The organism is Actinokineospora inagensis DSM 44258 (assembly GCF_000482865.1).
In the GTDB taxonomy this organism is placed as follows: Bacteria; Actinomycetota; Actinomycetes; order Mycobacteriales; family Pseudonocardiaceae; genus Actinokineospora; species Actinokineospora inagensis.
In genome coordinates, this window is the sequence record NZ_KI519516.1 from 81,764 (window position 1) to 103,217 (window position 21,454).

Sequence of the window (21,454 nt, forward strand, 5' to 3'; positions counted from 1 at the left end):
AAGGGAACCAGTCCGATGACGCTGGCCGAACAGCCCACCAGGACCGACTTCACCGGGCGCGTCGCCGCCGTGGTCGCCGACATCGACACGGCGGCGGCCATCGACAACGACTTCTACCGGCTGTGGATGGGTGGTCCGCTGACCTACCGCCAGGTCCGGGTGTTCGCCCGGGAGTACTTCGCGCGCACCAGGTTCACCGCGGTGATGGTGGCCCTGTCGGTGCTCAACACAACCGACCTGGCCGCGCGTGTGGAGTGCGTGAAGAACCTGTACTCCGAGTACGGCAACGGCAACGTCGAGAAGGCGCACCCGGTGCTGCTGGAGAGCTTCCTCGGCGACCTGCTGAGCAGACTCGCTGGCCGCCCGGTGACCGTGGCCGAGGTGGCTCTTGAGCCGGAACTCCCGTCAACCGCGGCGTTTTCGACCGGGCAGCGCGAGCTGTTCTCCGCCGACGACGAGCGGGTGGTGCAGGGCGCGCTGCTGGCCCAGGAGCACCTGGCGTTCGCCATGCTGACCCGGCTCTACGAGGGGGTGCGCAACTACAAGCCGCTGTGGCCGCGCGAGGACGACTTCCACGAGGCGTGCGAGTACTTCTACGTCCACATCGGGGAAGCGGAGAAGGAGCACAAGCGGGAGGCGGTGATCTCGGCGGCCAGGGTGTGCCGCACCGAGGACGACTTCGCCGTCGTGCTGTGCGGCTACGACCGGTTCCTGGCGCTGACCGCCGGGTACTGGCGCGGTGTGCACGACGCGATCGTCGCGCAGGAGTAGTTCGCGGATTGTCCTTGGTGACGAACCGCACTATTTCTCCGGCATAACTGGGAACGGGCGCGAAAAAGGGAGTCCGATTGCCGACCACTATGTCCGCAGTACACCTGGCAGACCGATCTCGACACGGGTAAGCTGGTCAAAACAATCAACCGCGCCGGATGTGATCACCCGATCGGCGGTAGCCGCCCCGAGTTCGCCGTCGATATTTTTGCGGTACTCGCGTTTTTTGGCGACGGCCGGAGCGAGCACTCCTTTCCCGCTGGACCTGCCGACCGGGGATTGCGATGCCCATTGAGTGCGGCGCCGCCGAGGCGGTGCGGCGGTGGTGAGCGACCGGTTCCCGGGGACCGAGCGGGTCCGGAGCTTCCTGGTGCTGGCGGACGAGCTGCACTTCGGCCGCGCCGCGCGCTACCTGCACCTGAGCCAACCCGCGCTGAGCCAGCAGATTGCCGCGTTCGAGCGGGAGATCGGGCTGCGCTTGTTCCACCGCAGCACCCGGTCGGTGCGGTTGACCGAGGCGGGCCGCGACCTGCTCGCGGTGGCGTCGTCGGCGATCTCGGTGCTCGACACCGGGCTCGCCGACGTGCGCCGCCGCGCCGGGGCCGACCAGCGGGCGGTGCGCATCGCGCACGTCGGCTGGGGCACCGGTGAGGTGATCTCCCGCGCCGCCCGGCTGCTCGCGCACCGCCCGATCCAACTGGTGCCCACCTACACCAACTTCGGCAACCAGCTCAACCAGTTGCGCCACGGCCAGGTCGACACGGCGCTGCTGTGGCGGCCGTACCTGCCGAGCAAGCTGCCCGGCGGGGTCGAGGAGGTCTCGGCCGCGGTGGTGCCGACCTGCCTGGTGCTGCCGTGGGACCACCCACTGGCAGGCCGGGGTTCGGTGTCGCCCGCCGAGTTGGCCGGGGAGCGGCTGATCCGGGTCGGCATCGAGGACGACCTCCCGGCGTCCGGGCTGCGCTTCGTCGAGCACACCGCCGAGTACGCGGTCGACACGCTGGCCGCCGTGTCGGCCGGGGTCGGCCTGGCGCTGTGCCCGAAGCTGGCCGAGTGGGACCGGGTCAACCAGGACCTGGCGTTCGTGCCGATCGACGGCATGGACGCGGAGCTGGTGGTCGCCTGGCGACCGGCCGCGGACGACCCGATGCTGTGCGCCGCGGTGCAGGGGTTGCGCGCCGCGGGCCAGGCGGCGGCCGAGGCGGGGGACGCCGCGAGCTCACCCGCCGCCCCCGGGCACGGCGACTGCGGACGCGATGGGCTCACCGGCGGCGGGCTCGGTGGGCTTGATGGGCGCGGCGGGCTTGATGGGGTCCGGTTCGGCCGCGGTGAGCACGCTGGCGGTCCCGGCCAGCACCACGCCGCCGACGCCGATCCACTGCGCTGCGGCGAGCCGCTGGTCGAGCAGCAGCAGCCCCGCGAGCGCGCTCACCGCGGGTGAGAGCCCGAGCAAGACGCTGAACGACGTGGTCCGCAACCGGCGCAGCGTCGCCATGTCGCACAGGTACGGGACGGCCGAGGAGAACACCGCCACCGCGACGGCCATGCCCAGCGCGTCGGGATCGGCGAACCCGGGCAGCGAGCCCACCGCGAACGGCGCGGCGACGACGGTGCCCACCAGCAGCGCGACGAACAACCCGTCGGCCCGGTCGAAGATCCCGCCGACCGCCCGGGTCAGCAGGATGTACCCGGCTCGGCAGCCCGCGGCGAGGAACCCCAGGGCCAACCCGACCGCGCTGACCGAGCCGCCCCCGGCGATGAGCGCCACCCCGCCCGCGGCCACCAGCGACCACAGCACGTCCAGCCGCCGCCCGGCCGAGATGACCGCCACCAGGAACGGGCCGAGGAACTCCACCGTGGTCGCCAACCCCAGTCCGAGGTGGACAACCGCCCCGAAGTAGGCGGTGTTCATCACCGCGATCACCACCCCCAGCCCGGCGGCGGCCAGGAACGAGCGCCGGTCGGGGAACCGGGGCCGGGGCCGGAACAGCAGACCGACCACGGCGGTGGCGATGGCGACCCTGGCGAACGCGGCGCCGACCACGCCGACCCTGGCCATCAACCCGACCGCGACCGCGGCGCCGACCTGCAGGCTGATCATCTGGACGGCCACCAGCAGCAGCGGGTTGACCATCCGGTCGCGACGGACGTCGGGGGCGACCGCCGTCATCCGCGCCCGCCCCGCGGGTCGGTTCCCGCTCCGCGCGGGGGATCTTCGTCGGTCCGGTCGGGACCGCCGCGCCGCGACGGGAACCGGGTGCACCCGGTCTGATCAGGTAAAGCGCGGATCAGCGGTCCTGGGTGGATGGTGTGCGGGGCGGATGCGGGAAATCGCACGGCAGATTGAGCATTGCCAAACATGCCGGGAGTGTGGAGTAATGGCAATATGCGCTTCAACACTTATGGCGGGGCGGCGGCGGCGATGGCCGCGGACCTGGTGAACCTGGGCCGCGGCGGCGCTTTCGACCGGGACCAGGTCGCCACCGTCATCCACCGACACGCCCCCACCCTCCCCGAGCCCACCGGCCCGGAAGCCGCCCGGATCATGCAGTGGACCCAGCAGTTGGACGCCGCCTTCGGCGACATGCCCCAGCAGCGCCGGGTCGACGTGATCAACGCCCTGCTGCAGCAGGCCGCCAGCCGACCGATGATCTCCATGCACGACAACCAGCCGCCGCACCTGCACTACGCCGGTGAGGGCGAGGGCATCGTCAACCGCGTCCGCGCGGTCACCGCGACCGGCCTCGCCTACGTGCTGTGCGACGAGGGCGGCCACCGCCTCGGCCGCTGCGCCGACGACCGGTGCGCCGTCGTGTTCATCGACATCTCCAAGGGCGGCAACCGGCAGTTCTGCACCACCCGCTGCGCCAACCGCGTCAACGCGGTCCGGCACCGGGCCCGGCAGCGCGCGATGGCGATGGCCGGGTAGCACGGCCACCCACCCACGTCAGTACACTCTGGACAGTCCGAACCGGTGCGCCGCGCCGGGTCGTGTGCTCGGGGAGAGGGACGTCGGATGGGCCTGTTCGGTCGGGGGACCAAACGCGGGGACGAGCCGGGGCACGCGGCGATGGCGTTGGCGGACGGAGAGTCCGCGGTCGGGCGCCACGCCGCCGCCTCCGGCGCGAGCCACCCCGCCACCGCGCAACACATGCTGGCGACCGGGTCGCCAGCGGTGAAGGCCACGGTGGAGTCGGTGGCCTTCACGGGTTCGGTGGTCGGCGACGACCCGGTGGTCGACCTCGTGGTCCGGTTGGCCTCGGGGCCGCGCAAGCCGGTGCGGCTGCGCACGGTGGTGCCGCGGATCACGGTGCCGCGGCCGGGTGAGGCCGTGCTGCTGGTGGCGGCGCCGGAGCCGGGGGCGTACCTGTACGCGGGGTTGTCGCTGTAGTCACCCGCCGCCGCGGTCGACGGCGGTTTATTCCCGGTGCGCGGGAGATTCCCAGCCCGTGGCCTGGCCTGTCCAGCGCCCGCCCCGGCGACGCACAATCCGGGCATGGGGATCACGAGCACCGGGCCGCACCTGGCGGTCGCGTTGGACGGGGCGGGGTGGCATCCGGCGGCGTGGCGGGCGGATGGTGCCCGGCCGCAGGACCTGCTGTCGGCGGGCTACTGGGTGGACCTGGTCCGCGAGGCCGAGGCGGGCGCGCTGGACTTCGTCACCATCGAGGACACGCTGGGGCCCGGGGGCGATCGGGACAACCCCTCCGCCACCGGCACCGACCAGGTCGTCGGGCACTTGGACTCCGTGCTGGTCGCGGCCAGGGTGGCGCCGCTGACCCGGCGGATCGGGATCGTGCCGACGGCGGTGGTGACGCACACCGAACCGTTCCACCTGTCGAAGGCGATCGCCACGCTGGACTACGTCAGCGGCGGTCGGGCCGGGGTGCGGGTGCGGATCGCGTGGACCGAGGACGACAGCAGGCTGTTCGGCAGGCGGGACCTCGGGGCCGTGCGGCTCGAGGACGCGAAGCAGCCGCACCTGCGCAGCCCGCTGGCCGACCTGTTCGACGAGACGGCGGACTACGTCGAGGTGCTGCGCAGGCTCTGGGACAGTTGGGAGGACGACGCCGAGATCCGGGACGCGGCGACCGGGCGGTTCATCGATCGGGACAAACTGCACTACATCGACTTCACCGGCAAGTGGTTCTCGGTGAAGGGGCCGTCGATCACGCCCCGGCCGCCGCAGGGTCAGCCGCCGGTGGTGTCCCTCGCGCACGCCTCGATCCCGTACCGGCTCGGCGCGCGGCAGTCGGATGTCCTCATCGTGACGCCGTTCGACAAGACCGAGGCGATCAACGTCCTCGACGAGGTGCGGGCGGAGCAGGCCGTGGCCGGGCGCGCGGACGAGACGCTGCACGTGTTCGGCGACATCGTGGTGTTCCTCGACGAGACCACACAGGCCGCGCGGGACCGGAAGGCGCGTTTGGACGACCTGGCCGGACGCGAGTTCGCCTCGGACACCGGGGTTTTCGTCGGCACACCGGCGGAACTGGCCGACCAGGTGCTCGACCTGCACGCCGCCGGGCTGTCCGGGTTCCGGTTGCGACCGGCGACCATCCCGCACGACCTGCGCGCGATCACCCGCGGGCTGGTGCCGGAACTGCGCTCGCGCGGCGCGTTCCGGTCCGACTACGAGGCCACCACCCTGCGCGGGTTGCTCGGCCTGTCCCGTCCCGCCAACCGGTACGCGGCCTGAGGAGACCTGATGACCAAGCAGATCCACCTGGCCGCGCACTTCCCCGGCGTCAACAACACGACGGTGTGGAGCGATCCGGCGGCGGGCAGCCACATCGAGTTCAGTTCGTTCGTGAAGCTCGCGCAGACCGCGGAGCGGGCGAAGTTCGACTTCTTCTTCCTCGCCGAGGGCCTGCGGTTGCGGGAGCAGAACGGCCAGATCTACGACCTGGACGTGGTCGGCAGGCCGGACACGTTCACCGTGCTCGCCGCCCTCGCCGCGGTCACCGACCGGCTCGGTCTCACTGGGACGATCAACTCCACGTTCAACGAGCCGTACGAGGTGGCGCGCCAGTTCGCGTCCCTTGACCACCTGTCCGCGGGCCGCGCCGGGTGGAACGTGGTGACCTCGTGGGACGCGTTCACCGGCGAGAACTTCCGCCGGGGCGGGTTCCTCCCGCAGGAGCAGCGCTACGAGCGGGCCAAGACGTTCCTGAGCACCGCGCTGGAACTGTTCGACTCGTGGCGCGGCGACGAGATCGCCGCCGACGTCGAGTCCGGGGTGTACCTGCGGGACCCGGCGGCGGGGTCGTTCGCGCACCGGGACGCGCACTTCGACATCTCCGGCCGGTTCTCGGTGCCCCGCTCCCCGCAGGGCGGCCCGGTGATCCTGCAGGCGGGCGACTCCGACGAGGGCCGCGAGTTCGCCGCCGCCAAGGCCGACGCCATCTTCGCCCGGCACGGCACGCTGGAAGCGGGACAGGCGTTCTACGCCGACGTCAAGGGGAGGCTGGCCAAGTACGGGCGGCGCCACGAGGACCTGCTGGTGCTGCCCGCCGCGACCTTCGTCCTCGGCGACACCGACGCGGACGCGCAGGAACGGGCCGACGTGGTGCGCCACCAGCAGGTCAGCGGGCAGACCGCGATCAAGCTGCTGGAACAGCTGTGGAACGCCGACCTGTCCGGCTACGACCCGGACGGTCCGCTGCCGGAGTTCGACCCGGTGGTCGGCGAGCACACCGTCGCCCGCGGCCGCGCGAGCGTGCGGTCGCACCGCGACCCGCTGGCCACCGCCCGGGAGTGGCGGGCGCTGGCCGAGGCGAAGAACCTGTCCATCCGGGAGCTGATCATCCAGACCAGCGGGCGGCAGAACTTCATCGGCGCCCCGGCCACGGTCGCCGAGAAGATCAACGAACTGGTCCAGGCCGACGCCAGCGACGGCTTCATCCTGGTACCGCACGTGACCCCGGGCGGTCTGGACGAGTTCGCCGACACCGTGGTCCCGCTGCTGCAGGAGCGGGGCGTGTTCCGGACCGAGTACACCGGCACCACCCTGCGCGAACACCTCGGTCTGGACGGTGCGCGGCCGGGCGGTGCGGCGTGAGGTTCCTGCTGATCTCGCTGATCACGCACACCGCCGACCCGGTCACCGGCATCCAGGCGTCAACCGAGGACCGGTTGCGCGCGGTGGTGGACAGCGCCGTGTTGGCCGAGGAGTTGGGGTTCGACGGGTTCGGGGTCGGCGAGCGGCACGAGCGGCCGTTCATCTCGTCGTCGCCGCCGGTGGTGCTCAGCAACATCGCGGCCCGGACGTCACGAATCCGGCTGTTCACGGCGGTGACCACGCTGAGCCTGCTGGACCCGGTGCGCGCGTACGAGGACTACGCCACGCTGGACAACCTGTCCGGCGGTCGGCTGGAGCTGATCATCGGCAAGGGCAACGGCAGCGCCCAGCGCGAACTGTTCCACGTCACCCCCGAGGACCAGTGGGACCGCAACGCCGAGGGGTACGAGCTGTTCCGCCGGTTGTGGCGGGAGGACAAGGTCACCTGGTCCGGGAAGTTCCGGCCCGACCTGGTCGACGCCGAGGTGTGGCCGCGCCCGTTGCAGCAACCGATCCGGGTGTGGCACGGCAGCGCGACGAGTCGGGATTCGGTCGAGTTGGCGGCGCGCTGGGGTGATCCGCTGTTCTCGGCGAATGTCACCAACCCCATCGAGCCATACACAGAATTGATTCGGTACTACCGGGAACGGTGGGCTTTCCACGGTCACCGGAATCCACCGGTCGTCGGCGCGGGCACCGCCGGTTACTACGCCGCACGGAGTTCGCAAGAGGCGTTGGCGACCTACCGGCCCATTTTCGAGGCACGGTACAACCTGCAGTCGCGGCTGGGCCTGGAACCGGTGTTCCACAGCCTGGACGACTTCGTCGCGCGCAGTTCGGCCCTGGTCGGCAGCCCCGAGCAGATCGTCGACAAGGTCGGCCGCTACCACGACCAGTTCGGCCACCAGGTGCTGCACCTGACCGCCGACCGGGACGGCCTGACCCCCGGGCAACACCGGGAGACGCTGGAGCTGTTCCAGGCCGAGATCGCCCCGGTGCTGAACAAGACCATCCCGGACCCGCCGTGGGGTGACTGAGGTCGCCACTCGCCACTAACGTCCCGGGGATGAAGCGAACGATCCTCGCTGTCCTCGGGGCGCTGGTGGCCACCACCGTGCTCACCGCGCCCGCGTCCGCCTCGCCCGCCACCAGGTACGCCACCTGCCAGTTCACCCCCACCCCGGACAACCCCGCCGCGCGCCCGGTCACGGTGCCGCCCAGCCGCGTCAAGGCGCACGGCGACGTCAAGGTCACCATCGACACCAACTACGGCCGGATCGACCTGGTCCTCAACCGGGACAACGCGCCCTGCGCCGTGCAGAACCTCGTGCACCTGGCCGAGGCGCGCTTCTACGACCGGAGCCAGTGCTGGCGGCTGACCAACAGCACCCGCCTCGGCGTCCTGCAGTGCGGTGACATCTACCGCGCCGAGGAAGGCGGCCCCGGCTACAAGTTCCCGGACGAGGTGACCGGCAAGGAGACCTACCCGCGGGGCACCATCGCGATGGGCAACCAGGGCCCCGGCACCAACGGCAGCGAGTGGTTCATCGTGCACTCGTTCGCCAACATCAGCCCGGTCTACACCGTCCTCGGGCACGTGACCCGCGGCATCGACGTCCTCGACCGCATCGTCGCCGCGGGCATCTCCCCCGACGGCGCGACCGACGGCGCCCCGAAGTACCCGGTCCGGATCCGCTCGGTCCACAGTGGAGACGGTTGCTAGTCGACCCGCTGTGATCCGGTGAGCCACCGGTATTCCGGGGCCGCCCGGCGCGGTTCGATCTTGGACAGTGCACATTCCAAGATCAACCGACCTGGGCGGCCCCGGAATACCGCGGGCCGGACAGGTCCGGCAAACCCCGCAAAATCCGGAAACGCCGGTGCGCGCCGGGTGGACAGCGCGCGGAAACAGAAGTGGAAAGCGCGATCCCAGTAGCCGACGCAGACACGGGCAACGAGCACAAGACCCCCGAACGACCGTCACGCACGGTTCTACGAACGTCGAACATCCAGCCAGGTCACCGGGCAGTCCACGATCGACACGCGCCCGGCCACCCCGGACCCGACCCGGCCGCGCCCACCCCGGCAAAACACCACGGCCCGGTCGCTAAACACCATCAGCACCGCGGTCCCCAATAGACACAGGTCAATTCGCGAATGCACTCACGTGATTCAAAGAAGGGACGCGGCGGCCGCGTTAACCAACGGCCGTGGAGAGTCGAAATCCCGCCATCGCATTGCGCCGGGGCGGTACCGGTGCTCCGGTTGACCGTTACACTAACTACACTGTCGCGCTAGCCGAAGCGACAACCGTGACGCTTGACGCGTCCGCACGCGGTGGGAGAAGGAGCACGATGCCCAAGGTCATCGACCACGACGAGCGTCGCGCGCACATCGTGGAGGTGACCTGGGGCCTGATCATGCGCGGGGGCCTCGAGGCCGCCACCATGCGCGAGATCGCCGAGGCCGCCGGATTCGCCAACGGGGCGCTCAAGCGGTACTTCCCCAGCAAGGACGTGCTGGTGGAGGCGACCTTCGAACGCGCGCTGGGCATGGTCAACACCCAGCGCCAGCATAACCAGCAGGACGGCCAGTCCGGCTTGGAGGCGCTGCGCGTCATGTGCCGGACCACCATGCCGTTGGACAGCAAGCGGGTCACCGCGGGCCGGGTGCTGATGGCCTTCTGGGAGATGTCGCTGTCCAACAAGCGCCTGCACGACCGCTACCTGGTGCACCTCAAGTCCTGGCGAACCCTGCTGCACGAGCACATCAAGCGCGGCCGCGCCGATGGCGACATCGTCACCAAGGTGCCCGACGACCAGTTGGTCGACGAACTGGTCCTGCTGCACGCGGGCGCCAACGTGATGAGCCTGGTCGGCTCCCGGTACTCGACCCGGAAGCTGCAGAAGGCCCACCTGGACGCCTTCTTCGAGCGCCTCACCCAGCCCTGAGCCCGCACCGACCCGGCCGCGCGCGGGATGACGGGGGACCCGTTCGACAGTCGGGTCCCCCGCCCCCTCCCCAGGCGACCACGCCGCCGAGGAAGATCGCCGGAGCCGCGGCTTCGGTGTGTCCGCACCGCGTCTCCACAGAGGATCCCGGCCGGGGGAACCTCGTTGGTGAGGTCCCCGACCGGGCCGCGGGGCACTCGGCCCGGCCGGGGCGTCGGTGTGGGCCCACCAGTGGCTAGGCCCAGGACCCGTCGGCGTTGATCGAGGTGTCCGACCAGAGCGGGTCCAGCGCAGCGCGCAGGTCGGCGCCGTGCTCGGTGGCCAACCGGAGGGCGCCCAGGTTGTCCTCGAGCTGCTCGATCCGGCTCACGCCGAACAGCACGTTGGACACGGCCGGGTTGGTCAGGCAGAAGGCGGTGGCGACCTGGGCCGCGGTGGCGTCGTAGCGGGCGGCGATCTCGGCGACGGCGTCGGCGGCCTCCCGGATCCGGTCCCGGATGCCGCCCGGGTCGGCGCCGATCTTGCGCTCGGGGAACTTCCGGCCCGCCAGGATGCCGCCCTCGAAGATGTCCGACGCCTGCAGGGCCAGCGTGCCCGCGTCGAAGTGCGGCCGGTAGAACGGGCCCTCGGCCATGGTCCGGCGGGCGATGCTGTACTTGAGCTGCGCGAAGACCGGCGGTGCCATACCCTCCGCCGCAGCGAAGTCGAGTGCCCGCTGCAGGTCGGCCGCCACCCAGTTGTTGACGCCCCAGACGCCGAAGCGGCCCGCCCGGATCTGCTCGTTGACGTCGGTGACGATCCGCGGGATGTCCGGCGGCGCCATGTAGTCGCCGACCACGACGCTGTCGGCGCGCTCGACGCCGATCCGATCCAGGGAGGTGGTCATCTGCTGCTCGAAGCTGGTGGTGGGGTACTCCCAGAGCCACAACTTGCCGCAGAGGTGGTAGTCGGTCCTGGCGATACCCGCGGCCCGGACGACCTCGCCGAAGATGATGTCGGTGCGGGCCTGCTCGGCGTGCGGGCCCATGTTGTAGTGCGCGACGTCGAACAGGGTGACCCCGGCGTCGAGGGCCCGGCGCGCCAGCGCCACCGCGTCGTCGAACTCCATCCGGTCCCAGGTGTTCCACGAGCCGAGCCCGAACAGGGACACTTCCGGTCCGCCGGGACCGATCGGCCTGGTGGGAACGCGCTCAGCCTGCGCCATGAGTCCTCCTTGCCTGCCAACTGGTTGCGTTAGTCTACACGCATAGACGAAAACTGGGAGATCCCGAACCCTTGCGCCTATACTGATCCAGCTTCATCTACGCCCGTTGACGGAGGACGCCGTGGCCGACCGCAAGACCGCCGATCTCGTGCTCACCGGTGGCACGGTGTTGACCCTCGACCGGGGGAACACCGAGGCGACCGCCGTTGCCGTGGCCGACGACCGGATCGTCGCCGTCGGCACCGACGCCGAGGTCACCGCCCTGGCCGGTCCGGACACCCGGGTGGTTGACCTCTACGGGCGCACGGTACTGCCCGGCATCAACGACTCGCACCTGCACGGCGCCTGGCTCGGCGTGCTGTGGCCGGGCACCGTGATGGGCTCCGGCGGGCTGGGCGGCGGCGAGGCCGCCCCGGCGCTGAGCACCCCCGGCGAGCGTCGCGCCGCCATCCGCCGCACCGGTGACCTGGTCGCCGCTCTGGGCATCACCAGCTACACCGAACCCGGCCTGGGCCCCGGCGAGGACGCCGGGGCGACCGGCTGCTTCTCCAGCGGCGTGCTCGACGAGTACATCGCCATGGCCAACGAGGGCGAACTGCGCGCCAGGGTGACCGTGCTGCGCCTGTTCGGCGAACTGGACGGCCCCAGCACGCTGGCCGACTTCGAGGCGGGCCTGGCGACCGGGCTGCCGAGCACCGACCCGCGCTGGCTCAACGTCGCCGGGGTGAAGATCTTCGCCGACGGCATCCCGCCGATGCGCTCCGCGTGGACGCACCGCTGCTACCACGACGGCAGCTCCGGTCACCTGCTGGTCGACGGCGGCGACCCGGCCGAGCGGGAGGCCAACCTGCGCCGGATGATCGACTTGGCGCACCGGGCGGGCGCCCAGATCGGCGTGCACGCCACCGGCGACCGCTCGATCGAGGTCACCGTCTCGGCCATGGCCGACGCCATCGCCGCGCACGGCAAGGCGGGCAGGCACTACCTCATCCACGGCGACCTGGTCGCGGTGGACGTGCTCAAGCGGCTGCCCGAGCTCGGCATCGGCCTGAACACCCAGCCCGGCATCGCGGTGATGACCGCCCCGTGGCTGGCCGGAGCACTCGGCGACGAGGCGCTCGCGGGCGCGTGGCCGCTGCGGCAGGCCCTCGACCTGGGGGTGGGGGTCTGCCTCAGTTCGGACGCCCCGGTCATCGAACCGGACTGGCGCCGCTGGATCGCCGCCGCCGCCGAGTGGCTCAACGAAGAGGGCGTCAACCCGGACCTGATGCTCAAGCTGCTGCACTGCTACACGGTCACCCCGGCCGTCCAGGACGGCGCGGAGAGCTGGAAGGGCACCGTCGAGGTCGGCAAGGTCGCCGACCTGTGCGTCCTGGAGGCCAACCCGCTGACCGTCGCCCCGGCGGAGCTCCCCCAGGTCGGGGTGCAGATGACCGTGGTGGGCGGAAGGGTCGTCTTCGAGGGGTAAGTCCCGTTCACACAACTTGATCACAGGAAACGCTGGGCTGACACCCAGGTGGGCTCCCTAGCTTCTGCGCCGCTGGTATCCACCCGTGCACAGCGCGTGAGGAGCAACAGTTCCATGCGAGAAACCCTGCACAACCCTGAAGACCACGACGACGACGAGCCTGTGGGCCGCGTCCTCGGCCGACGGCAGGCCTTGGCCCTGCTCGGCCTGGCGGGCGCGGCCATCACGGTCGCCGGTTCGGGCGTGGCGATGGCCACGACCGACTCCGGCCCGGACTGCCCGGTCGACTGCATCGCCAAACCGGAGCAGGTCGAGGGCCCGTACTTCGTCGACGAGCAGCTCAACCGGTCCGACATCCGCACCGACCCGAGCACCGGCGTCCGCTCCCCCGGCACCCCGCTGGCGCTCGGCATCACGGTGCTCTCGATCAAGGACAAGCGGTGCGTCCCGCTCAAGGACGCCGTCGTCGACATCTGGCACTGCGACGCCGCGGGCAAGTACTCCGACTTCGCGGGCGAGGGCACCGCCGGGAAGAAGTTCCTGCGCGGCCTGCAGGTCACCAACCGCGGCGGCCAGGTCCGGTTCACCACCATCCTGCCCGGCTGGTACCGGGGCCGAGCCATCCACATCCACGTCAAGATCCGCACCACCGGCACCGACGGCAAACCCTACGAGTTCACCTCCCAGCTCTACTTCACCGACGAGTTCACCGCGGCTTACCTCGCCGACGGCGAGTACAAGGCGCGCGGCCCCGCCGAAACAACCGACAAAACCGACTTCATCTACCTGCAGCAGGGCGGCGACCAAATGCTGCTCCACCCCCGCCGCTCCCCCGTCGCCCACACCCCCGGCTACGCGGCCGACTTCACCATCGCCCTGGACCTCGCCGACCCCACCACCGGCGACGACGACAGCCAGCCCCCCTTCCCCCCGACCTGGCCGCCCACCACCCCCACTCCCCCACCATCCGGCCCATCGACCACGGTGCCCCCAACCCCCTGACCGCTTAACCGCCCACGGGCGGGCGCTCCCCCGCGCCCGCCCACCGGCACCCATTCCCCCGCAGACCACCCCGGCCCCAGCCCACCTCCTCCGCCCCCCGGCAGGGTTCCGGCAAAGCTGGTCAGATCGCGATGCCCAGGTAGGTCGACTACCGACCGAGCACCAGCCCCCGCGACATCGGCCCGTGCCATGCACCGCCACCAGAAACTCCGCAGGCCAACACCCGCGCCCGCCCCAGCCAGGCCCGCGTGGCCAAAGCAGTGAACACCAGAGACGACAAGCACGACATCCTCGAAAGACCAACGCCCCCAACAACCACATGATCAACCAACAGCCACACCTGCTCCACCGCCCGCCCCCCGGCCGGCCCCCACCCTCCCGGGGGGCGTCCCCGAGGCCAGTCTACCGGCCACCCATGATCATCAGGGGCCGGCGGCGAGGGCTGTGGGCAGGCGGGCGGGGTGTGGACAACTCGTCCCGACCCAGTCCGTTACCAGGGCCGGGCTCCGGCTAGGTCTGGTCTGTGACGGTCGGGGGAGAGTTCGGGTGGGCCACGACTGAGGTCTCGGGCCATGGCGGGCAGCGTTGGACGACATTGATGGGTTGCGGCCAAACCTGGTGCGCCGATGGCGAGGCCGGAGGGTGACCATGGCGCGGGGGCGTTGCCTGCATGGACTCGGGAGTGGCCTCCACTGCAGGTAACGGCACAGCCGTCGCCCGTTCCCAGATCGCGGTGACCGAACGATCCCGGCGGCGCGCGTCGAACCCACCGCCTGCCCGACACCCAGGCATTCCCCAGGTTCACCACACCCACACGACAACGGAAAGACACCACGGCACGCCCACATGATCATGCGACCTGCACACTCACCGATCAACCAGAAACCACACCCGCGCGCAGCCCGGCCCCCACCCTTCCCGGGGGGCGTCCCCGAGGCCAGTCTACCGGCTACCCGTGATCATCGGGGGCCGACGGCAAGGGCTGTGGGCAGGCGGGCAGGGTGTGGACAACTCATCCCGAGAGCGGCGACCCAAGAGCGGCCGCGAGTCCGAGCGTCGGCAGGTCGGCTACGGGCGTTCCCGGGGAACGCGTCCGCCGCCGGGTCGCGACTGTCCGATTTGGTCTGTTCTCCCGGCTTGCCGCTGGGCCGAATGGCAGAGCTCGGCCCGGCCGAGGAAAATTGGTCCAGACCTTTTGGGTCGGGAACGCGGTTCGCTGGGTTAGCCTTGGTGTATGTCCCTGCGCGCCGTGGTCCTGCGCGTCCTGCCGCCCCGTTTGCGGCCGCTGGCGCTCAAACACCGGGAACTGCTGAAGTTCGCCGCGGTGGGCAGCATCGCCTACCTCGTCGACAACGGCACCTGGTACCTGCTGAAGCTGTCCGTGCTGGAGTCCAAGCCGGTGGTGGCGAAGGCGATCGGGGTCATCCTGGCCACCATCGTCTCTTACGTGCTCAACCGCGAGTGGTCGTTCGACACCCGCGGCGGCCGTGAACGCCACCACGAGGCCGCGCTGTTCTTCGCGATCAGCGGCGCGTCGCTGTTCTTCTACACGGCGCCGCTCTACGTGTCGCGGTACATCTTCAACCTGGAGGAGCCGCACGTCACCGCGGTGACCCAGGAGATCGCCGACTTCGCGTTCGGATCGATCGTCGGCACCCTGATCGCGATGGCGTTCCGCTGGTGGGCGTTCAAGAAGTGGGTCTTCCCGAACGCGGGCGCCCGGGAAACGCGACAGGAACGCAAGCTGGGCAAGCTCATCCCGTACCGCCCGAACGCCGGTGTCGTGGATCACACCCCCAGCAAGAACTGAGCTGTCACACCCCGCCGCGCCGCCCCGTCTTCCCCTCGGAAACGACAGAACACTGGAGGGACAAGACATGCAGGCACGGATGGACAACCCAGTGCAGATCATCCCCGACGCCATGAAGGCGCTCATCGCGTTCGGCGACACCGCGCGCGGCCAGGGGGTACCGGAGTCGACGCTGGAACTGATCAAACTGCGCGCGAGCCAGGTCAACGGCTGCAGCGCCTGCGTCCACATGCACGCCCGCGACATGCGCAAAGCAGGCGAGAACGACGAACGCCTGTTCACCGTCGTCGCATGGCGGGAGACGACCTTCTTCACCGACGCCGAACGAGTCGCCCTGGAACTGACCGAGGCGCTCACCCGCATCGCCGACACCGCGAACCCGGTATCAGACGACCTGTGGAACCGCGTCCGCGCGCACTACGACGAAAACGGCGCCGCCGCCCTGCTGATCGCGATCGCCAACATCAACGTGTGGAACCGACTCAACGCTGGCGTGCACCAAATCGCAGGCACATTCTGACCGCTCCGCCACCCCACCAAGGCCAATCACCTGCATGAGGGCAGGCACGGGCTCCGGCCGATCACACGAGAGCACCGTGCCTGCCGTTCCACCCTTCCCAATGGCGGTAAGCGCACCATCCGCCCCAAGAACGTCGACTCCCGCCGCCACACAAGCGGTCCGGATCACCCGCCACAACAACGTCACCCACCGCACCCATCAGCACAAAGCCCCACCAGGCGGCCGGCACCCTTCCCGTCCGGGGTTCGTCAAGGTCGATTGTGCTGGTTCGGGTGGGGAGGGCTTGGGCGATAGTGGTGACTCCGCTCAGGCGGTGGGCGCTGACGGCGAGGTCGCGCAGGCCGGCCATGGTGTGGAGGCGGACCTGGGGTGGTCTCCGCAGTAGGTGACGTCGCGGACCCGGTGCACTCCTCGGTTCTCGATCCGCCGGTGTCCGCGCGACAGCACGGCGATCCGCGTGGGGTTGGCATGGTGCGGGGAGGTCTGGCGGCCGGCCCAGGTGTGAATCTCGCGTTTGCCGTTGCCGTCGTCGGTTCGTTCGCGGGTGATGCGGGAGACGTGCCGCGCCGGGGGCGTCGATGTTCTCGGGTGCCGGAAGGAGTTCCGGAGTGCGGTGCGGCCGTGCGCTGCGTCGCGGTTGGAACACGTCACGGTATGAGTTCAGACCGTGCGGCAGGTTGTGCGGTCGGTGGACCAGGACGTGTCAGGCGCGTTCCCGGGTGGTGTGGGGTACCCCGCGGTCCCGATCGAGTCCGGGATGTCTTCGAACACTAGGGCGAACCGGGTGACCTCACCACCACCCCAGGGAGGACACGAGTCGCCACCGATCGCACTGACCACGGTATCGAGCAGATCACCGCCCACCAGCCCCAGCGCAACGCAGCCTCGCCGGACGCGACACAGACCCCAGCGCGAGCAGCACCCACCGCGGGCGCTGGCCGCCCACTCCCAGACCGCCGCATCGAACCGGCTCCCAACGGCGACAGCGACCGCCGCCACTCACCGGCATCCCGGCCGGCGAGCACGCGCACCCCGCGCATGGGTGACCCCGACCGGCACAATCCCGCAGACCAGAGCCGCGCCGCACCAACATCGAGCCCAACGCAACAGCAACCGAAAAGGACACCGCACCCCGCACACGATCACGCGACCCGGCCACTCACATGATCAACCAGACACCCCGCCTGTTCTCACCCGGACAACCAGCCCCACCGGGCGGCCCCCACCCTTCCCGGGGGGCGTCCCCGAGCCCAGTCTACCGGCTCAACGGGCGCCGGAACGATCAGTGTGTCGACCTGTGCACAACCGGACCGAGTGTGGACAACTTGCCGGTCTCCTACAGTGCGTGCCCGGACCGGTGCGGGGAGTGCATGATGGGTGCATGACCCAGGAGGCGCTGTGAAGGTCACCGTCGATCCGCATCGGTGTGTCGGGTCCGGTATGTGCGTGCTGACCCAGCCGGACGTGTTCGACCAGAGTGAGGACGACGGCACCGTGGTGCTGTTGCGCCCGGAACCCGCGCCGGAGCAGGAGGGCGGCGTGCGGCAGGCCGTCCACTCCTGCCCGGCGCAGGCCATCCAGGCCGAGTGACGCGGCTCGGTCAGATCGCGCGCGCGGCGGTGGCGTCCCAGTCGATCAGCAGTTCGTGTACGCCGTAGATCGCCATGTCGTCGCGCAGTGGGACCTCGGTGGCCGGGACGGCCAGGCGCAGTCCGGGCAGTCTGCGCAGCAGCTCGGTGAAGCCGGTGGCCATCTCGACCCGGGCGAGCTGCTGGCCGAGGCACTGGTGGATGCCGTGCCCGAAGCTCAGGTGCGGGCCGCGCGGGCGGGTCACGTCCAGCGCGGTCGGGCTCGGGTAGTGCGACGGGTCCAGGTTGGCCAACTGCGCGGAGATGATCACCGTCTCCCCCGCCGGGATGGCGACCCCGGCGACCACCACGTCCTCCAGCGGGAACCGGCGCATGCCGAGGTGGACGATGGTCAGGTAGCGCAGCAGTTCCTCGACCGCGGCGGGCATCCGCTCCGGGTCGTCGCGCAGGGCCGCCAACTGGTCCGGGTGTTCGAGCAGGGCGAAAGCGCCCAGTGCCAACATGTTCGCCGTGGTCTCGTGGCCCGCGATGAGCAGCAGGTTGGCGATGTTGATCAGCTCGTCGTCGGTCAGCGCGGGGTCGGCGGTCGAGTGCGCCAGACCGGAGAGCAGGTCGTCGGTCGGGTTGGCGCGCTTGGCCAGGACCAGGCCGCGCATGAACGCGCGCAGCTTGTCCGAGGCCGCCAGGACCTCCTCCAGCGGCGTGTCCAGGCGCAGCAGCTTCGCGGTCATCGTCTGGAACTCGCCCCGGTCGGCGTAGTCGACGCCGAGCAGCTCGGAGATCACCAGCGACGGCACCGGCAGCGCGAACGACGGCACCAGGTCCGCTGTCGGGCCCGCGGCGACCAACGCGTCCAAGTGGTCGGTGACGATCTGGTGGATCCGCGGTTCCAACTGCCGCATCCGGCGCACGGTGAACTGGCCGGTGAGCAGCTTGCGGACCCGGGTGTGCTCGGGCACGTCCATGGCGATGAGGTTGCCCGCCCGCTGGCTCTGGTCGGTGAACCGCTCGCGCACCTCCTCCGGCAGCCGGGCCATCGCCTGCTCGGAACGGGTGACGTCCACGCTGAACCGGGGGTCGGCGAGCACCGCCCGCGCCTGCTCGTGCCCGGTGACCAGCCAGGAGTGCTGACCGGTCGAGGTGGTCACCCGGTGCACCGGGCCTTCGGCGGCGAGCTCGGTGAGCCGGGTGGCAGGCGCGAACGGCTGCCCGTCCGGGCGCCCGGTCAACTCCACCGGGAGACCGAACAGGCGGCCGGCGCGGACATCGTCCTCGTGCTCGCCGCCGCCCTGGGTCGGGATGGCGGCCTGCTGCTGCTCTGCTGATGTGGTTGGCGTGGCCATGGAAGCTCCTGTTCCCAGGCCGATCCCCATGTCGACCTGTTGCGTCTAGTGGTTCGACCCGGGGTGTTGGTCGCGTATCGGCCTGTCCACGGCGTTCCTGGCAAGGCGCCGGAACGGCCTCGTACTGGACGTACTTGGTCGTTTCGGCAACGCGGCCAGGGACGTCGTGGGCAGGTCGAGACGCGGCCAACACCCCGGGTCGAGCCACTAGGGGCTGTTAACCCACGGTACCAGCGTGCACACGCAAAGCGCCGTTGATTTCCGCCAGGAACGCGATTAGGCGAGGACCGCCAGCACACAAAGGGCGACCGTGATCGGGAAAAGGCCGCCTGCCAGAAATGCGATGCCGAGCACGAGGCCGTCGATTCCGCGCGCCACCTGCACCACAAGCCCCAGCGGCACCATCAGGCCACCGATGTCGACCATTCCGACATTCGCGAAGTCGACCGGCGCCCGGGTGACCGACCGCACGGCGGCCGTGGTCGCGACCACCACGGCGAGTAGCGAAGCGGGGGTGAACCCAATCCCCAACAGGGTGACGGACCCCAGCCACAGAGCACCCGTCACGGCGAGGACGGCGGTGGCGGCGAGCTTCACCACCAGCGTCGACCGGTTGAGCCACCGGCGAAGTCCGGGTGTTCGGTTCAACTGCGCCACCGGCGCCGCGAACGCGATGACGGCCAGGTAGGCACCGATACCGACCCACCACACGGCGGGCACGGCCGGAAAGATCCGATGCGCGGCGGCCACCACCAGCGCCGTCAAACCGGCGGCGGCGACAGACCGACCCCGCGCCAATACCCCCGCCACGAGATAACGCGGCAAGATCGGACGGCGGGCGAATACCCGCGGAAGATCGAGCGGTTTCGCGGGCGGCAGCAAACCCCAGACATCGAGAAAGGCGATCGACGTGCGCCGCGCCATCCGAGTCGAATAGCGACCGACGAGTTCACCCCGCCCCGCCGTCTCCGCCCACGATTCCCCGCGAAGCAGCAGCACCCCACCCACAACGGCCAGGACAGCGAACCCGCCCAGCACGAGCGGGTTCACGGCGTACGAGCCCGCACTCGCCAATACCAATGGCAGCAACCATTCCCACGCGCCGGGCGACCGAACCCGGGCCGCGGCAAGCGCGAGGAACCCGACAGCAGCGAAAAGGACTGCGGCGCAAGCGATCCCGCTCCACCCCAGGACCACTACGGCCACCGCCGCACCGTAGGCGAGCACGACCCACCGGGCCGCCCAACCGAGCACCATCCGGCGGCTCAGCTTGTCCGGCCGGGGCTCGGTGAAGTCGTCCCACGTCAACCGCGCCGGGTCCGCCCACAGGTATCCCCTCCCCTGCGTCGACCACCACGCCACCGCCAAACCCAGGCACACCACGGCAAGCGTCGCGTTCGCGGGGACGACGACTCCGCCCAGCAGGAGATCCCGGGTTTGGTCGGGCTGATAGAACGGCACGCCAGCGATTCCCACGGCCAACACGACCGCAAGGACCTTGCTCGGCAGATCGTTCATCCGAGTTCGAGCCGTACCGCGCCGGTCTTGTCCGCCAGCGGCCCGTGGTGGCTGGCGACCACGACGGCCGCGCCGCGCCGGGTGTCCGCGGTGATCAACCCGGTCAGCCACTCCCGGCCTGCGGTGTCCAGGGCGCGCTCGGGTTCGTCGAGCAGCAGCACATCGTGGTCACGGGCAACCGCCGCGACGAGCAACAGACGACGGCGTTGGCCCGCCGACAACGAGATCGCGGGCACCTCGGCGCGCTCACCCAACCCGGCCGCGAACAGCCAGTGGTCCGTGTCGCCCGCGACCGCCGGGAACGAGCGCAGCAACAGGTCGAGGTGCTGGCGGGGGCTGAGGTCGTCGAACAACGCGGAGTCATCGAGCACAGTGGACACTCGGCGGCGGAACCGCAGGCTCCGCTCATCCGGTGTCATGCCACAAACCCTGACCACACCGGACGATGGGCAGTGGGTGCCGTAGAGACAACCGAGCAAAGTGGACTTACCACACCCGTTGCGCCCGGAGACGACAACGCACTGTCCCTTGTCGACGGTGAAGGTGACGTCATCGAACAGCGGAGCACCACCAACGCGCACGCCGAGGGCCAGCACCTCGACGGTCACAACCACCCCCGGGTCTCGGCCAGCCGCACCGCCTCGGCCCGGGTCCGCGCCCCGGTCTTCCCGATCGCCGACGACAGGTGGTTGCGGACCGTGCCCTCGGACAGGTGCAACACCTTCGCCACATCGGCGACCGTGCCACCGTCGCGCGCGGTGCGCAGGACCTCCAACTCCCGATCGGTCAACGGGCTCGCCCCGCTGGCCAGCGACTCGGCCGCCAACGCCGGGTCGACCACCCGCAGCCCGGAATGCACCCGCCGCACGGCCTCCACCAACTGCTCCGGCGGCGCGTCCTTGACCACGAACCCCGCCGCGCCCGCCGCCATCGCCCGCGACAGGTAGCCCGGCCTGCCGAAGGTCGTGCAGATCAGCACCCGGCAGGTGGGCACCGCGTCGCGCAGTTCGGCGGCCGCCGCCAAGCCGTCCATGCCGGGCATCTGCACGTCGAGCAGCGCCACGTCCGGCTGGACCGCGCGCGCGGTCGGGACGACGTCGGTGCCGGTGCCGACCTCGGCGACCACCTCGATGTCGACCTCCAAGCCCAGCAGGGCCGCCATCGCGCCGCGCACCAGCGCCTGGTCGTCGGCGATGAGCACCCGGATCACCGCACCA

The 21,454-nt window shown here is 70.5% G+C and carries 19 protein-coding genes and 1 pseudogene; 14 read left to right on the forward strand and 6 right to left on the reverse strand.

The window, feature by feature from the left end:
- The first annotated feature begins 15 nt into the window (after nucleotides 1-15).
- Complete coding sequence (locus H504_RS0126425) at nucleotides 16-771, forward strand: iron-containing redox enzyme family protein (RefSeq protein WP_026425228.1); 756 nt, start codon at nucleotides 16-18, stop codon at nucleotides 769-771.
- 325 nt (nucleotides 772-1,096) lie between these two features.
- On the forward strand, nucleotides 1,097-2,212 hold the full coding sequence (locus tag H504_RS43340) for a LysR family transcriptional regulator (protein WP_169735464.1): 1,116 nt from the start codon (nucleotides 1,097-1,099) through the stop codon (nucleotides 2,210-2,212).
- Here the strand turns inward: H504_RS43340 and H504_RS43345 are convergent.
- Nucleotides 2,180-2,941 (reverse strand): annotated as a pseudogene (locus H504_RS43345) (EamA family transporter); the annotation flags it as partial. The gene H504_RS43340 and the pseudogene H504_RS43345 sit on opposite strands and share 33 nt — an antisense overlap.
- Nucleotides 2,942-3,157: 216 nt before the next feature.
- On the opposite strand from H504_RS43345, the gene H504_RS0126440 reads away from it, so the two are divergent.
- The 7 genes from H504_RS0126440 to H504_RS0126470 all read left to right on the forward strand — a co-directional run bounded on the left by H504_RS0126440 (nucleotide 3,158) and on the right by H504_RS0126470 (nucleotide 9,783).
- On the forward strand, nucleotides 3,158-3,700 hold the full coding sequence (locus H504_RS0126440; RefSeq protein WP_026425230.1) for a CGNR zinc finger domain-containing protein: 543 nt from the start codon (nucleotides 3,158-3,160) through the stop codon (nucleotides 3,698-3,700).
- A gap of 87 nt (nucleotides 3,701-3,787) precedes the next feature.
- A complete protein-coding gene (locus tag H504_RS37150) occupies nucleotides 3,788-4,162 on the forward strand; it encodes a hypothetical protein (protein ID WP_051386293.1) in 375 nt (124 codons plus the stop codon).
- Between the two features lie 105 nt (nucleotides 4,163-4,267).
- Entirely contained in the window at nucleotides 4,268-5,470 is a 1,203-nt protein-coding gene (locus H504_RS0126450) for an LLM class flavin-dependent oxidoreductase (RefSeq protein ID WP_035306276.1), read from the forward strand.
- A gap of 9 nt (nucleotides 5,471-5,479) precedes the next feature.
- On the forward strand, nucleotides 5,480-6,832 hold the full coding sequence (locus tag H504_RS0126455; protein ID WP_026425232.1) for an NtaA/DmoA family FMN-dependent monooxygenase: 1,353 nt from the start codon (nucleotides 5,480-5,482) through the stop codon (nucleotides 6,830-6,832).
- A complete protein-coding gene (locus H504_RS0126460) occupies nucleotides 6,829-7,869 on the forward strand; it encodes an LLM class flavin-dependent oxidoreductase (RefSeq protein WP_026425233.1) in 1,041 nt (346 codons plus the stop codon). The genes H504_RS0126455 and H504_RS0126460 overlap by 4 nt, the downstream gene beginning before the upstream one ends.
- A gap of 29 nt (nucleotides 7,870-7,898) precedes the next feature.
- The gene (locus H504_RS0126465; protein ID WP_026425234.1) at nucleotides 7,899-8,555 is read left to right on the forward strand and encodes a peptidylprolyl isomerase; all 657 of its coding nucleotides are present in this window, start codon (nucleotides 7,899-7,901) and stop codon (nucleotides 8,553-8,555) included.
- Nucleotides 8,556-9,186: 631 nt separating this feature from the next.
- Nucleotides 9,187-9,783 (forward strand): TetR/AcrR family transcriptional regulator, encoded by a 597-nt coding sequence (locus tag H504_RS0126470; protein ID WP_026425235.1) that lies wholly within the window; start codon nucleotides 9,187-9,189, stop codon nucleotides 9,781-9,783.
- A 235-nt stretch (nucleotides 9,784-10,018) separates the two neighbouring features.
- On the opposite strand, the gene H504_RS0126475 is transcribed toward H504_RS0126470, so the two are convergent.
- The gene (locus tag H504_RS0126475; RefSeq protein WP_026425236.1) at nucleotides 10,019-10,987 is read right to left on the reverse strand and encodes an aldo/keto reductase; all 969 of its coding nucleotides are present in this window, start codon (nucleotides 10,985-10,987) and stop codon (nucleotides 10,019-10,021) included.
- A gap of 121 nt (nucleotides 10,988-11,108) precedes the next feature.
- Between H504_RS0126475 and H504_RS0126480 the strand changes: the two genes are divergently transcribed.
- The 5 genes from H504_RS0126480 (at nucleotide 11,109) to H504_RS0126510 (ending at nucleotide 17,377) form a co-directional block, all read left to right on the forward strand.
- Nucleotides 11,109-12,455 carry an amidohydrolase gene (locus H504_RS0126480; RefSeq protein ID WP_026425237.1) on the forward strand — a complete coding sequence of 449 codons (1,347 nt, stop codon included), beginning with the start codon at nucleotides 11,109-11,111 and terminating at the stop codon, nucleotides 12,453-12,455.
- Nucleotides 12,456-12,569: 114 nt separating this feature from the next.
- Nucleotides 12,570-13,457 (forward strand): dioxygenase family protein, encoded by an 888-nt coding sequence (locus H504_RS37155; RefSeq protein ID WP_084468243.1) that lies wholly within the window; start codon nucleotides 12,570-12,572, stop codon nucleotides 13,455-13,457.
- 1,234 nt (nucleotides 13,458-14,691) lie between these two features.
- The gene (locus H504_RS0126490; protein ID WP_026425238.1) at nucleotides 14,692-15,267 is read left to right on the forward strand and encodes a GtrA family protein; all 576 of its coding nucleotides are present in this window, start codon (nucleotides 14,692-14,694) and stop codon (nucleotides 15,265-15,267) included.
- Between the two features lie 67 nt (nucleotides 15,268-15,334).
- Complete coding sequence (locus tag H504_RS0126495; protein WP_026425239.1) at nucleotides 15,335-15,787, forward strand: carboxymuconolactone decarboxylase family protein; 453 nt, start codon at nucleotides 15,335-15,337, stop codon at nucleotides 15,785-15,787.
- Between the two features lie 1,398 nt (nucleotides 15,788-17,185).
- Complete coding sequence (locus tag H504_RS0126510) at nucleotides 17,186-17,377, forward strand: ferredoxin (protein ID WP_026425242.1); 192 nt, start codon at nucleotides 17,186-17,188, stop codon at nucleotides 17,375-17,377.
- Between the two features lie 10 nt (nucleotides 17,378-17,387).
- Here the strand turns inward: H504_RS0126510 and H504_RS0126515 are convergent, their stop codons facing one another.
- The 4 genes from H504_RS0126515 to H504_RS0126530 all read right to left on the reverse strand — a co-directional run bounded on the left by H504_RS0126515 (nucleotide 17,388) and on the right by H504_RS0126530 (nucleotide 21,447).
- Nucleotides 17,388-18,719, reverse strand: coding sequence for a cytochrome P450 (locus H504_RS0126515; protein WP_084468245.1), 1,332 nt, complete (start codon nucleotides 18,717-18,719; stop codon nucleotides 17,388-17,390).
- Between the two features lie 276 nt (nucleotides 18,720-18,995).
- Complete coding sequence (locus H504_RS37160; protein WP_051386294.1) at nucleotides 18,996-20,237, reverse strand: hypothetical protein; 1,242 nt, start codon at nucleotides 20,235-20,237, stop codon at nucleotides 18,996-18,998.
- The gene (locus H504_RS0126525; RefSeq protein WP_026425244.1) at nucleotides 20,234-20,845 is read right to left on the reverse strand and encodes an ABC transporter ATP-binding protein; all 612 of its coding nucleotides are present in this window, start codon (nucleotides 20,843-20,845) and stop codon (nucleotides 20,234-20,236) included. Before H504_RS0126525 ends, H504_RS37160 begins: the two co-directional genes overlap by 4 nt.
- The gene (locus H504_RS0126530; protein ID WP_026425245.1) at nucleotides 20,842-21,447 is read right to left on the reverse strand and encodes a response regulator transcription factor; all 606 of its coding nucleotides are present in this window, start codon (nucleotides 21,445-21,447) and stop codon (nucleotides 20,842-20,844) included. The genes H504_RS0126525 and H504_RS0126530 overlap by 4 nt, the downstream gene beginning before the upstream one ends.
- Between the last annotated feature and the right edge of the window lie 7 nt (nucleotides 21,448-21,454).